This window comes from Vibrio sp. Y20_XG_PY13, from assembly GCF_024181925.1.
GTDB lineage: Bacteria > Pseudomonadota > Gammaproteobacteria > Enterobacterales > Vibrionaceae > Vibrio > Vibrio parahaemolyticus.
Map to the genome: position 1 here is coordinate 61,400 of NZ_JAMZAL010000005.1, position 13,251 is coordinate 74,650.

Here is a 13,251-nt window from a genome sequence, read left to right on the forward strand (position 1 = left end):
TTAAATTAGAAAGGTTTGTAGATCTTTACTTTTAGCTTGCACGGATAGCAAATATGCCACTTCAGTCCCCTCTTACGTTTTCCGACGAACAAATCAATATCGGCGAACTAAAACAAGAGTTAGAAAAATTCAGCTCAACCCAAAAACAAGAGTTTCTTAACCATCACCCTGTGACCAGCTTAGTATTGGCTCGCGCAGAGTACATGGACTTATTGCTGACGCGTTTATGGCAATACTTCGGTTTTAATGACATTTACAACATCTCATTAGTGGCCGTGGGCGGATATGGTCGCGGTGAACTGCATCCGTTGTCCGACATAGACATTCTTGTTCTTTCTAACAACAAACTGCCGACTGCGTTAGAAGCGAAAATCAGTGAATTTATTACCTTACTATGGGACTTAAAACTGGAAGTTGGCCATGCGGTTCGCACTGTCAATGAATGTGCACAAATCGGTCGTGACGATCTAACGGTTGCCACTAACCTACAAGAAGCACGTCTGCTTTGTGGCAGCGAAGACACATTCCAAGCTCTAAAAAAGGTCGTGCTATCCGACTCTTTCTGGCCGAGCGAAACCTTCTACCGCGCAAAAATCCAAGAACAACGTGAACGTCATGCTCGCTACCACGATACGACCTATAACTTAGAGCCCGACATCAAATCGACCCCAGGAGGTCTTCGCGATATTCACACTTTGAGCTGGGTAGCGCGCCGTCACTTTGGCGCCACATCTCTGCTAGAGATGAGCCGTTACGGCTTTCTTACCGATGCGGAATACCGCGAACTGGTGGAGTGTCAGGACTTCTTGTGGCGTGTCCGCTTTGCGCTGCACATTGAACTTCGCCGATACGACAACCGTTTGACCTTCGCACATCAAGCACAAGTGGCCGAAAACCTCGGTTATGTTGGTGAAGGCAATCGCGGCGTCGAGATGATGATGAAAGAGTTTTATCGCACACTTCGTCGCGTCGCAGAATTAAACAAAATGCTGCTCAAACTGTTTGATCAAGCCATCATCAACGGGGGCGCGACTGAAAACGCAGAAATTTTGGATGCAGATTTTCAACGCCGTGGATCGTTAATCGAAGCCAGAAAACCCGCGCTATTCCAAGCCAGACCTGAAACTATTCTTGATATGTTTTTGCATATCGCGAACGACTCAACCATTGAGGGGGTAAGCCCTCCAACCCTGCGCCAACTGCGTACTGCACGTCGCCGCTTAAACAAGTTTTTACACACGATTCCAGCGGCTCGTGAAAAATTCTTAGCGTTATGTCGACACCCAAATGCACTTCATAAAGCGTTCAGTTTGATGCATAGACTTGGGGTAATGGCCGCATATTTACCGCAATGGAGCCAGATTGTTGGTCAGATGCAATTCGACCTGTTCCACGCCTACACGGTTGACGAGCACAGCATCCGCCTACTCAAACACATCAATACCTTTAACAATCCAGACAACCATGCGAAGCATCCGATTTGTTGCGACATATACCCTCGCATGCAAAAGAAAGAACTGCTGATCATTGCAGCAATCTTCCATGATATTGGTAAAGGTCGCGGTGGTGATCACTCAGTGATTGGTGAAGGTGAAGCGTACGATTTCTGTATTGAACACGGGCTGTCGAAGCCAGAAGCTAAGTTAGTGGGCTGGCTGGTGAGGCATCACCTTCTCATGTCAGTCACCGCACAACGACGCGATATTTACGATCCTGACGTCATTACAGAGTTTGCGAAACAAGTTCGTGACGAAGAATCTCTTGAGTATTTAGTGTGTCTCACGGTTGCGGATATTTGCGCAACCAATCCAGAGCTGTGGAATGCTTGGAAACGCACGCTGCTTGCCGAGCTCTTCTACTCAACGCAACGCGCACTGCGTCGCGGATTAGAAAATCCGGTTGATGTACGTGAACGTATTCGCCATAACCAACAAATGGCTTCCGCGTTGCTGCGCAAAGAAGGGTTTTCAGCGCGCCAAATCGAAGTGTTGTGGCAACGATTCAAAGCCGACTATTTCTTGCGCCATACTCACACTCAAATCGCTTGGCATTGTGCGCATTTGCTGCGTATGGATGATCCAAACAAGCCACTGGTACTTATCAGCAAAAAGGCTACGCGCGGTGGAACAGAAGTGTTCGTTTACACCAAAGATCAACCAGCATTGTTTGCTACCGTGGTGGCGGAGCTCGACCGTCGTAACTTTAACGTTCATGACGCACAAATCATGACCAGCAAAGACGGCCACGTGATTGATACCTTCATGGTGCTCGACCAACATGGAGAAGCCATTGACGAATCTCGCCATGCTGCCGTGATTAAACACCTCACTCACGTACTGGAAGCGGGTCGTCCGACGAAGATTAAAACGCGCCGCACCCCAAATAAACTTCAACACTTCAATGTGAAAACCAAAGTCGATTTCTTACCAACAAAAGGGAAGAAACACACCTTGATGGAGTTTGTAGCACTCGATACTCCGGGACTACTAGCCAAAGTCGGACGTACTTTTGCCGATTTGAATATCAACCTCCACGGCGCAAAGATCACGACCATCGGCGAACGAGCAGAGGACTTATTTATTCTCACTAGCGAAGCTGGCGGTAGACTCAGCGAAGAACAGCAAAATGAATTGAGAGACAAACTGATCGAGAAGTTATCTGACGCCGTCACTGCCTAATTCGAAACTGCCAAAACATCCGGTTCAGAGTGAGGGCGATCTTGTCCACAAGTTGAGCAATTTGGCTAAATATCAGCTATCTAGCTCATACATAGGCTGCTACAGTTATATCAATATCAATTAGATGTAATAGAGGTAGCCTATGTATCCCCACCTCACTGGTTTGGGTATTCATGATCCCAAGCAGATTGAACGTTATTCCCTACGTCAAGAAGCACATAAAGACGTGCTCAAAATCTACTTCCATAAGCAAAAAGGCGAGTTCTTTGCCAAAAGCGTCAAATTCAAATACCCACGCCAAGTAAAAAATGTCTTAGTTGATAGCGGTAGTCATAAATACAAGGAAGTAACGGAAATCAACCGTAACCTTACTTTGGTTATCGACGAACTCAACAAGATCACAAAACCAGCGAAAGTGTCTGAATTGGATGTAAAACAAAAGATTCTTTCTGATCTTCGCCATTTAGAAAAAGTCGTTTCTAGCAAGATCGCCGAGATCGAAGCGGATCTAGAAAAACTCAAATAGCCTTTGAGAATCAGTAAACAGCAAAAAGGGTTGGCAAACATGCCAACCCTTTTCTATTTCTCTTCGCTAGAGCACAGCTTCTTTACTTAACGAGCTCTACGTCCCACTCAAATCGAGTAAACAATTGCTGCCACGTATCGTCGATACTCGCTTTCATCACCAGCTCTTCATTTGTAAACGGATGCACAAAACGCAGCTCCGAAGCATGTAACAGCAAGCGGTGTGAATCAAATTCGTTACGGAACAATTTGTTGTGTTTACCATCACCGTGCGATGTGTCCCCCACAATTGGGTGACGTAGGTGGGCCATGTGACGACGCAATTGGTGCTTGCGACCAGTCTTGGGCTTCATTTCCATCAAACAGTAGCGCGTTGTTGGGAACTTGCCCGTCGAATAAGGCACTTCCACTTTCGCCAGTGGTTTGTATGCGGTTACGGCCTCTTGAGCTTCTTTCTCTTGTGAGGCGAACTTATCTGCAATTTTGTCTAGTTCGACTTTTAACGCGTAATCTAAAACACCCTCTTCCTCAATCCAGCCACGGACAATCGCGTGATAAGTCTTTTCCATTTTGTGCTCAGCAAACATTGGCATCACTTGAGAAGCCACTTCACTGGAGAGCGCAAACACCAAAACGCCAGAAGTCGGACGATCCAAGCGATGCAACGGAAAGACATGCTGACCAATTTGGTCTCGCAGAGTCTGCATGACAAACTGAGTTTCGTGTTTATCTAGCCAACTGCGATGAACCAACATGCCGGCGGGCTTGTTCACCGCAACAAAATACTCATCTTGATAAACAATCTCCAACTCTACTGGAGCCACGGTTTGTGATGTTTCTTGTTCTGACATTGAAGTTACTTACATAGTTCGTCGATAGTTCGAATCGTGTTCAAAAGCTCTGCGTACTGCGGCTCTTGCTTCCACGCTTCTGCAAAATAAGGTTCAATAGAGAAACCTCTTGGCAAAGGTTGGCTACTTTCTACTAAAGCGTGCATTCGAGCAATAAAAATCCACTGCAACCATTCATGTGGATCAAGCGTATCTATCGCGAAAGGCTCCACACTTTTCAACGCTTCTGGCGACGGCATGGTTTGTTGCCATAGCTCGTGCTTTTGAAGTTGTGCTTCAAGTTGGTACAGTAATTCCACCAGTTTTGTGCTTGTAGTCATTAACTTTTACATCTCGAACCTTGAATTAGCCGAGAATGATACCATTTCTTGTCAAAAGAACGTTAGGACGTCGTATTTAATGGAAAACATTCAAACCCTCACCCAGTTACTGAAAAACAGTCATTGTGAATATCAAATCTTCGACCTTGGTCGACGCATCAAAACGATCGATTCACAATTGTTCGCCGATGTTGAAAAAGGTCAGTGCCCTTACCCATACCCAATGCAGCGTAAAGCACATTTAGCAATTGCTTATTGGAATGAACAAAAACAACCTTGGATTTGGTTTTTAAAGTTTGAACTGGATGAGCGCGGCTTGCTCAAGCAATCTGATATTGGCAACTTCATTAAATACGTAGTTGAAGCCATGGGCACTCGTCTAAGCGAAGAGATGTCTGAAGAGCAACAACAAAAACTCTCCAATAATCCATACACGTTCAAACCTTCTGAAGACAAAATGGCGGTATTCCACAGCCAAGTTCGTGCAAATTTGGATCTACCCACCAGCCAATATTACGAACATACACAGCACTACTTCACAGGCGGTCTAGGCTGGGAAAACTGGCAGACGGTTGGCCTGCAAGGAATCACCGATATCGCCGCACGCCTTGGTAAAGAGCAAAATGCGGTCACTCTGCGTAAAGCTCTCAATCATTTACCTAACGAGCCTCTATACGCACTGCTTGGTGCTCTTGAGCATGTCGACTTACAAGAACGACTAGCGCAGCGTATCGCAGAAAAAGCGCAGCAAGAGATTCACAGCGCAGAACCAGATTTGTTCTTGCTATCGGCATTAACTCGCGCGTTAGCAGGCGCTCCAACTGAAGTCTCTTTACCAGTACTAGAAGCGATTTTGCAAAGCCCTCGTTTAAGTCACCAAGAAGTACTGATCGGTATTGCGGGACGAGCATGGCATCTTCTTTCTGATGCAAAAATCGCTGAACAATTTTTGCTGCGACTCGCACAAACAGGCAATCAAACCCTGTTCAATCAATTAGTTGCCGATTTAGTTATGCTGCCAGAGCTAAGAATGGTATTGCTACCTTTGCTGCACTCTAGCCCATCGGAAGAGCTAGCCACTGCACTCATCAAATTGCAGCAAGCCACAAAGGGATAAGAAAGGATTAAGGATGATAGGAGATCTACTGGCAATACTTGGACTGTGCTTTTTCTGTTTTCTATTTTGGCAACAACGACGTCAATCTGAGTTAGCCAAAGTTGCCATCTCACGAAAATGCGAGCAATTGGATCTTCAGCTCGTTAGCATCGCTTTTGGAGCACACAAACTGAAAACGCCAGACGGAGTCTGGCGTTGGCATACAGTGTATCAATTTGAGTTTTCATCTCTTGGCGATGACTGCTATCAAGGCCAATTGACAATGGTTGGATTCAAGCCGCAGAGCTTTCACCTACCGCCACATCGCTTGTAAATTCCATTTCAAAGTAAGGGCCGAATAAGTCCTTACTTTCTCTTGTTTTAACAAATCCCAGTTTTTCCAATACCGCCATTGATGCTTGGTGATTGCTGTTTACATTCGCTTTCACCTTATGTAGTTCCAATTCGCGGCACGCTTTAGGGAAAAACGCTTTTAGCGCTTCTGTCGCTAACCCTTTACCCCAATACGCCTTATCAAAAATAAAACCTAATTCGGGTTCGGAATCGAGATGGGAAATGAATACATGCCCCATATAGTCACGGCTCGTACTCTCAAGTACCGCCATACTATAAATATTTTCGTCATCCAGTATTTTCTCAAACAATTGTTTGGCAGAGGCTACTGTATGAGGACCATTCATTTCGGCACGGTTTTTCGCACAGCAATTAAGCATAACGAATTCTAGTTGCAACGACTCATTGTAGGGTAGAAGAAGCATTCTTCTGGTTACTATGGCCACATCTGTTCCTTGATTACAGCAAACTTAATTAATCCGCATATCACAAGCTAAGCGAAGCTGAGCCTGCCAAGTGACTGCGGGAGATAACGCCTTGTAGAGAAGCCGAAAGTTAAACCAACTGATTGGAAAGGATATTGATCTGGATTGTTTTTTATTAAGTGTTATTAGGATTTTATAAATTTTGTGACATTGACGGTTTTACCATCGAAAATAAGAAAGACCCCGACACGAATGTATCGGGGTCATGGTCTTACTCGCAGCAGTCCGGCTACTAAATAGTGCTCCATGCATCATCCATAATAGTGGCTGATTCCGTCAGCTCAGTCCTTACGTCGCCGTCCTAGCGGTGTCCTTATCATCCTGATAGCTAACATTCCCCGTTAGCGCACATCACTTGTTCCTTGAGCGGTGTCCCTTGCATCTTCCTGATGCTGTCCATAACCTCAATCCTATGAGGGGTCCATTGCCTATCCTTAGTCATCAACATCCTATTGATGATTGCTTCCTTACAATGTCCTGCGCTCCATGCTTGATCAATCATCCTGATTAACCAAATCGTCTTCCTGACGATAACCAAATCCTTGGTGCTTTCCTGTTCCGTGTCTGCTTCCTGCTGACAAGGTTAAATTTACGCTTTTCCTTAGCTTTCACAATCTACCCTAAAACAATTTTTTTTATTCGCAACGGTTAATAACATGTTAAATCATTATTTATCAAAAGCTTACATGGAGACTTTTCTTTAAAACTGATGACGAAATCGTTTTCTCTTACACGCTATGTAAGAGATCTCTCACAACCCACTACCGAAATTGCTATTCGCTAAATCCCACCTCTCAAAGTATGATGACAACTATATCGTTATTAAGGATTGAAAATGTTAACTCAAGACGTCACGAAAGAGCTGGAAGCTGTGATGGAGCAGCTGCAACGAGAAGGGAAAGAGCCAACGGTTGCACTAGTGAAAGCACGTATGAAGACACCAGTCCCAATGCCTGCACTCATTACTGTTATCAAAAGCTGGAAGAGCGCGAATCATGTCCCAAAAGTAGAAGTCACTGCGCCACTATCGAAAGAAGAAGATCGCCTAACGGCACTTGAAAACACAGTCGCAAAATTAACCGCTCGTATTGAAGAGCTAGAAGCAAAACTGGGTGAGAAATAAGAATGAAGTTATGGGTAGATGCAGACGCTTGTCCTAAAGTGATCCGTGAGACCATCGTGCGTGCCGCAGAACGAACCGGCGTAGAGTGCACCTTTGTCGCCAATCACGTTGTACCAGTGCCAAAAAGAGCCAACATTCACTCACTTCAAGTCCCTGCAGGTTTTGATATTGCTGACAACGAAATTGTTCGTCGTGTGGAGCCAAATGATTTGGTCATCACATCCGATATCCCACTTGCCGATGAAGTCATCACTAAAGGCGCTCTAGCGTTGAGCTCTCGTGGCGAGCTTTACACCAAAGACACCATCAAAGCGCGTCTTAATATTCGTGACTTTATGGAAACCATGCGCTCAAGCGGTATTCAAACTGGCGGGCCTGCGGCACTTTCGCAAACCGAACGCCGCGAGTTTGCAAACCATCTGGATAGAATCCTCGCGAAGCGATAAAGGCCTTTCTTTCAAGTATTGAAATGATCCATCAATGAAATAAGACTCAACAGAGTTCGTACTTCAAACATGCAAAAAAGCCTGCGAATATCGCAGGCTTTTTTTGGAGCTGTGTGAGGTGCCCTAAGTATTACGGTGTGTAATACGTTGCAGCGCCCGGGCCGACTGGTAGACCAAATACGAATACCCATAGGTAGAACAGCAGACTCCAACCTACGATAAAGCAGATTGAGTAAGGCAGCATGGTCGCGATCAGCGTACCGATACCTAGATTCTTCATGTAGCGAGTCGCTACCGCCAAAATCAAACCAAAGTAGCTCATCATCGGTGTGATGATGTTCGTGGTTGAATCACCGATACGGTAAGCCGCTTGAATGGTTTCTGGAGCATAACCCACTAGCATTAGCATTGGCACGAAGATAGGAGCTGTCACGGCCCACTGCGCCGATGCAGAACCGATCATCAGGTTAATGAAGCCACACATCAGAATGAATGCGAAGAACAACATAGGGCCAGTCAGACCGATACTTTGCAGGAAGTCAGCACCTGCAACGGCAAATACTTGGCCAAAGTTCGTCCACTTAAAGAAAGCAACAAACTGCGCAGCGAAGAACACCAACACGATGTACATGCCCATCGAAGACATTGATTTAGACATCGCATCGATAACATCACGGTCAGTTTTCATCGTGCCAACGACTTTACCGTATACAAAGCCAGGGATAGCAAAGAATACGAAGATGAAAGCTACGATACTTTTCAGGAATGGGGATCCTGCAACAGTGCCAGCGTCTGAACGTAGGATGCCGTCTTCTGGAACAATCGTCCAAGCCAACAAAGCAGACACAACCAACACAGCAAGACCAGCAACTTTCAGACCTTTCTTCTCAAGGTCAGTTAGGTTGCCCATTTTGTCGTTAGACAAATCTTCAGCCGCTTCTTCTTCGTTGTACTTGCCAAGTTTCGGCTCAACGATTTTCTCTGTAACGAATGCCCCCATACCCGCGATGAAGAACGTCGACACAAACATGAAGTACCAGTTTACTTCTGGTCCAACAGTGTAAGTCGGGTCAATCATTTGAGCTGCTGTCTCAGTAATACCTGAAAGCAGTGGGTCAACTGTACCAATTAGAAGGTTTGCTGAGTAACCGCCCGATACACCAGCAAATGCTGCCGCAAGACCAGCAAGAGGATGACGACCAAGGGAATGGAAAAGCATTGCAGCTAGTGGGATAAGAACCACGTAGCCAAGCTCAGAAGCGGTGTTTGAAATGATACCAGCAAAAACAACCGTAACCGTCACCATACGTTGTGACGCGCCCATTACTAGGCCACGCATTGCTGCTGAAAGTAGGCCCGAGTATTCCGCAATTGCAACACCAAGCATCGCAACCAATACCGTACCTAACGGTGCGAAACCAACAAAGTTTTTCACTAGATTGGTAACAATAAGCTCTAGACCGTCAGCGTTAAGTAAGCTGACCACTTGAATCATGCCGTCTGCAGCACGACCTTTTGCTCCCTCAGGACGAGGATCGACAACCGATACTTCGAAGTAACCAGCTATACCCGACATCACCAAAATGGCTAAACAGAAAATGGCAAATAGTGTGATCGGGTGGGGCAACAGGTTCCCCAAATATTCGACAGTATCCAAAAAGCGCGTAAACAACGGCTTCTTAGGTGAGTTTTGTTTAATTGAAGCAGATGAACTCATCTGTTCCCTCCTTGTTTTTATTCCTGTGCAATTGTGAAAAAAATGTCACAAAGCGAGCGAAGGGTACTTGAGTAAAGAGTCAATTAAAAGCCAAAAACGTTACAAATTGTAAATTAATGGCAAATTTATAACCAGTTATTTGCATAAATGTAGATATTTCATCCATATAAAACAAATTAACCAACATTATAAATTAAACAAAGCTATAACCATTAGATATGCAGGAATGCCTAATCCCTATATAAAGTCGAATGCAAAGATAGTGTGTGGTGTAAGCTCAAAGAGCCGAGCAGTCTGGCAAACGTTCAATTTTAACTTGAATAACGATGAAGTCGTGCCAGTAAAAACCATGCCAAGCACGAGCGAATAAACGTTGGTACTTGGCGAGTATTAGGTGGGGTGTGTACATTCAGAGCTGCTGAGGCAATCATCCGTTGTCATGGACGAAAATACCTTAAATTTAGCTACACACCCCTTTGTTGTTCGTTTCTACTGTTATTTTTGTACAGCTTTGAACCTCGGATTTGTCTTACAAATAACGTACAAGCGACCTCTTCTTTTCACTATCTGACAGTCAGGATGACGGCTCTTCGCGCTTTTCAGTGATTTCACAACTTTCATGACTTATTCCTTCTCACTAGTAAATTGACCAAAACGACGGTTGAAGTTAGCAATACGCCCTTCCGCTTGAACCACTCGTTGCTTACCTGTGTAAAACGGATGAGAAGACGACGACACGTCCAATGTGAAGTACGGGTATGTTTTTCCGTCTTTCCACTCAATGGTGCGATCGGTTTTCAATGTTGAGCCGACAACAAAGTATTCATCCACACTTGTGTCATGAAACACCACTGGACGATAGTCAGGATGGATTCCTGGTTTCATTTCAATTTCCTTTAAACCAAATTGTTATGTTATAACATTTTAATTAATAATCATTCCCAATAAGAAATGCAAGAGAAATTTGTGATACTTTTTCACTTAAATGAATCTTGAAGAAATTTGCTATGTATTCGATTGAGCCGATTGGCATCATTGAAACCCCTTACAAAGAGAAGTTTGCCGTCCCTCGCCAACCGCGCCTAGTTCCAGCAGCTAAAGCGCGAGTAAAACTGTTAGGCGAGGCAAATAGCCCAGAAGCGGTGCGCGGATTAGAACAGTTCTCTCACGTCTGGTTATTGTTTCTGTTTGACCAAAATTTGGAGGCAGGATGGAAACCAACCGTACGGCCTCCTCGTTTGGGTGGAAATGAGCGTATTGGCGTGTTTGCTTCGCGCTCTACCTTTCGACCAAATGGCATTGGAATGTCGGCAGTCGAAGTGAAAGGCATCACGAAGAAAGGTGATCAAATATATATTGATCTTGGCAGTGTTGATTTGGTCGATGGCACACCGATTGTCGACATCAAACCTTATATTCCTTACTCAGATGCCATTCCTGAAGCGATTGGCGGCTACGCTGGTGAAGAGCCTGAAAAATCGAACGTCACCTTTTCGTCTCAAGCATTGGCGATGCTAGCAAAGCGATCCGATACTCAATATGTACAATCGGTGATCGAACAAGTTCTGGCGCAGGATCCACGTCCTGCATACAAGAAGAACAAACCGGATACCAAGGAATATGCGGTAAATTTGTTCGATCTGAACGTTAAGTTCAGCGTGAATAGCAACTTAATAACAGTTACGGCGATTGAAAGCTTTTGACAAAGCCAATTGGCTGATATTATAGACGGCTAACAATTTTCCCTTCTTGGGACCTTCATACTCCTGTCCATTCAGGCTTGAGTAACTAACTTTAATAAACGGATAAATTTAATGCGTACCAGTAATTATCTTCTTTCTACTCTGAAGGAGACTCCAAACGACGCAGAAGTAGTGAGCCACCAGCTCATGCTACGTGCAGGTATGATCCGTAAGCTGGCTTCAGGTCTTTACACCTGGCTGCCTACTGGTCTACGTGTGCTGCGTAAAGTCGAAAACATCGTTCGTCAAGAAATCGACAATGCAGGTGCAGTCGAAACTTTGATGCCCGTTGTTCAGCCGTTTGAACTATGGGAAGAGACAGGCCGCAGCGAGAAGATGGGTCCTGAGCTACTTCGCTTTACTGACCGTCATGTTCGTCCGTTTGTACTTAGCCCAACAGCTGAAGAAGTGATCACTAGCCTTGTGCGTAATGAAGTGAGCTCTTACAAACAGCTTCCGCTAAACTTGTACCAAATCCAAACTAAATTCCGTGACGAACGTCGTCCACGTTTCGGCGTAATGCGTGCACGCGAGTTCTGCATGATGGATGCATACAGCTTCGACATCGACAAAGCAGGTCTAGAGAAATCTTACCAAGCAATGCACGATGCTTACTGTAAAGCATTTGACCGTATGGGCCTTGAGTACCGTCCAGTACTTGCGGACTCAGGCGCTATCGGTGGTAGCGGCTCTCAAGAGTTCCACGTACTTGCAGACAGCGGCGAAGACCTAATTGCATTCTCTACTGAGTCTGATTACGCAGCGAACATCGAAAAAGCAGAAGCGTTAGCGCCTGCGGTAGAACGCGCAGAACCAACTCAAGAAATGACACTAGTTGATACTCCAAACGCGAAAACAATCGCGGAGTTGGTTGAGCAACACGGTCTACCTATCGAGAAGACGGTTAAAACGCTATTTGTTAAGGCGTCTGACGAAATCGATGCACCAATCATTGCGTTGATCGTTCGTGGTGACCACGAGCTAAACGAAGTGAAAGCAGAAAACCTACCTCAAGTGGCTTCTCCACTAGAGATGGCATCAGAAGAAGAAATTCGTGAACTGATCGGTGCTGGCCCTGGTTCTCTTGGCCCTGTCGGCCTTGAACTGCCATTCATCGTTGACCGCAGCGTAGCAGTCATGAGCGACTTTGGCGCCGGCGCAAACATCGACGGTAAACACTACTTCGGTATTAACTGGGGTCGTGACGTTGAACTGGGTCAAGTAGAAGATCTACGTAACGTAGTAGAAGGCGATCCAAGCCCATGTGGTAAAGGTACGCTAATGCTGAAACGTGGTATCGAAGTTGGTCATATCTTCCAACTTGGTAACGTTTACTCAGAAGCAATGAACTGTAGCGTTCTTGGCCCTGACGGTAAAAACGTAATCTTAGAGATGGGTTGTTACGGCATCGGTGTATCGCGTGTTGTTGCTTCTGCGATTGAACAGAACCACGACAAATACGGCATCATTTGGCCAGACGCAATTGCACCTTTCCAAGTAGCAATCGTGCCAATGAACATGCACAAATCTGAGCGCGTAAAAGAAGCAGCAGAGAAGCTATACGCGGAACTAACTGCTATGGGCATCGAAGTTCTATTTGATGACCGTAAAGAACGCCCAGGTGTAATGTTCTCTGACATCGAGTTGATCGGTATCCCTCACACTATCGTGATTGGCGATCGCAGCATGGATGAAGGTAACTTCGAATACAAAAACCGTCGTACTGGCGAGAAAACTCCAGTAGCGATGGCGGATATTGTTGAGCACGTTAAATCTCAACTTAAATAAACGCCTAAAAGGTTTCGATTAAATAAAAGGGTTGGCTTCGGTCAACCCTTTTCTATTGTCCTCAGAAATGACACTGCCCCTAATTTCTTTACTATTCATTTCGTTAATCTTTGGTTCAGCTTGTCG

14 protein-coding genes are annotated in these 13,251 nt (G+C 45.2%); 8 read left to right on the forward strand and 6 right to left on the reverse strand.

Annotation, left to right across the window (positions count from 1 at the left end; all coding sequences use genetic code 11):
* Positions 1–53 precede the first annotated feature (53 nt).
* Together glnD and NL646_RS13420 are read left to right on the forward strand one after the other, a co-directional pair.
* The gene (glnD, locus tag NL646_RS13415; protein ID WP_005479040.1) at positions 54–2,678 is read left to right on the forward strand and encodes a bifunctional uridylyltransferase/uridylyl-removing protein GlnD; all 2,625 of its coding nucleotides are present in this window, start codon (positions 54–56) and stop codon (positions 2,676–2,678) included.
* 142 nt (positions 2,679–2,820) lie between these two features.
* Complete coding sequence (locus NL646_RS13420; RefSeq protein ID WP_005456756.1) at positions 2,821–3,204, forward strand: DUF3461 family protein; 384 nt, start codon at positions 2,821–2,823, stop codon at positions 3,202–3,204.
* A gap of 82 nt (positions 3,205–3,286) precedes the next feature.
* Here the strand turns inward: NL646_RS13420 and truC are convergent, their stop codons facing one another.
* The gene (gene truC / locus NL646_RS13425; RefSeq protein ID WP_024702393.1) at positions 3,287–4,054 is read right to left on the reverse strand and encodes a tRNA pseudouridine(65) synthase TruC; all 768 of its coding nucleotides are present in this window, start codon (positions 4,052–4,054) and stop codon (positions 3,287–3,289) included.
* A gap of 5 nt (positions 4,055–4,059) precedes the next feature.
* Positions 4,060–4,374, reverse strand: a complete 315-nt coding sequence (locus NL646_RS13430; RefSeq protein WP_017447762.1) for a YqcC family protein — start codon at positions 4,372–4,374, stop codon at positions 4,060–4,062.
* A 79-nt stretch (positions 4,375–4,453) separates the two neighbouring features.
* Between NL646_RS13430 and NL646_RS13435 the strand changes: the two genes are divergently transcribed.
* The gene (locus NL646_RS13435; RefSeq protein WP_253664326.1) at positions 4,454–5,491 is read left to right on the forward strand and encodes a DUF3549 family protein; all 1,038 of its coding nucleotides are present in this window, start codon (positions 4,454–4,456) and stop codon (positions 5,489–5,491) included.
* A 13-nt stretch (positions 5,492–5,504) separates the two neighbouring features.
* Positions 5,505–5,804: a DUF3301 domain-containing protein gene (locus tag NL646_RS13440; protein ID WP_253664327.1), complete on the forward strand. Its 300-nt coding sequence runs from the start codon at positions 5,505–5,507 to the stop codon at positions 5,802–5,804.
* Here NL646_RS13440 and NL646_RS13445 read toward each other — a convergent pair.
* The gene (locus tag NL646_RS13445; protein WP_021452994.1) at positions 5,764–6,249 is read right to left on the reverse strand and encodes a GNAT family N-acetyltransferase; all 486 of its coding nucleotides are present in this window, start codon (positions 6,247–6,249) and stop codon (positions 5,764–5,766) included. The genes NL646_RS13440 and NL646_RS13445 overlap by 41 nt on opposite strands.
* Before the next feature lie 895 nt (positions 6,250–7,144).
* On the opposite strand from NL646_RS13445, the gene NL646_RS13450 reads away from it, so the two are divergent.
* On the forward strand, positions 7,145–7,432 hold the full coding sequence (locus tag NL646_RS13450) for a hypothetical protein (protein ID WP_015297146.1): 288 nt from the start codon (positions 7,145–7,147) through the stop codon (positions 7,430–7,432).
* Between the two features lie 2 nt (positions 7,433–7,434).
* On the forward strand, positions 7,435–7,878 hold the full coding sequence (locus tag NL646_RS13455; protein ID WP_005456606.1) for a YaiI/YqxD family protein: 444 nt from the start codon (positions 7,435–7,437) through the stop codon (positions 7,876–7,878).
* Between the two features lie 130 nt (positions 7,879–8,008).
* Here NL646_RS13455 and NL646_RS13460 read toward each other — a convergent pair whose 3' ends face one another.
* From NL646_RS13460 to NL646_RS13470, 3 genes are all read right to left on the reverse strand, one after another.
* Positions 8,009–9,595 carry an AbgT family transporter gene (locus tag NL646_RS13460; RefSeq protein ID WP_005484923.1) on the reverse strand — a complete coding sequence of 529 codons (1,587 nt, stop codon included), beginning with the start codon at positions 9,593–9,595 and terminating at the stop codon, positions 8,009–8,011.
* Between the two features lie 495 nt (positions 9,596–10,090).
* The gene (gene ykgO / locus NL646_RS13465; protein ID WP_005380299.1) at positions 10,091–10,216 is read right to left on the reverse strand and encodes a type B 50S ribosomal protein L36; all 126 of its coding nucleotides are present in this window, start codon (positions 10,214–10,216) and stop codon (positions 10,091–10,093) included.
* A gap of 3 nt (positions 10,217–10,219) precedes the next feature.
* On the reverse strand, positions 10,220–10,480 hold the full coding sequence (locus NL646_RS13470; protein WP_005479047.1) for a type B 50S ribosomal protein L31: 261 nt from the start codon (positions 10,478–10,480) through the stop codon (positions 10,220–10,222).
* Between the two features lie 122 nt (positions 10,481–10,602).
* Between NL646_RS13470 and tsaA the strand changes: the two genes are divergently transcribed.
* Both tsaA and NL646_RS13480 read left to right on the forward strand, forming a co-directional pair.
* Positions 10,603–11,298, forward strand: a complete 696-nt coding sequence (gene tsaA, locus NL646_RS13475; RefSeq protein WP_017447760.1) for a tRNA (N6-threonylcarbamoyladenosine(37)-N6)-methyltransferase TrmO — start codon at positions 10,603–10,605, stop codon at positions 11,296–11,298.
* A 111-nt stretch (positions 11,299–11,409) separates the two neighbouring features.
* Positions 11,410–13,125 carry a proline--tRNA ligase gene (locus NL646_RS13480; protein WP_005479053.1) on the forward strand — a complete coding sequence of 572 codons (1,716 nt, stop codon included), beginning with the start codon at positions 11,410–11,412 and terminating at the stop codon, positions 13,123–13,125.
* Positions 13,126–13,251 lie beyond the last annotated feature (126 nt).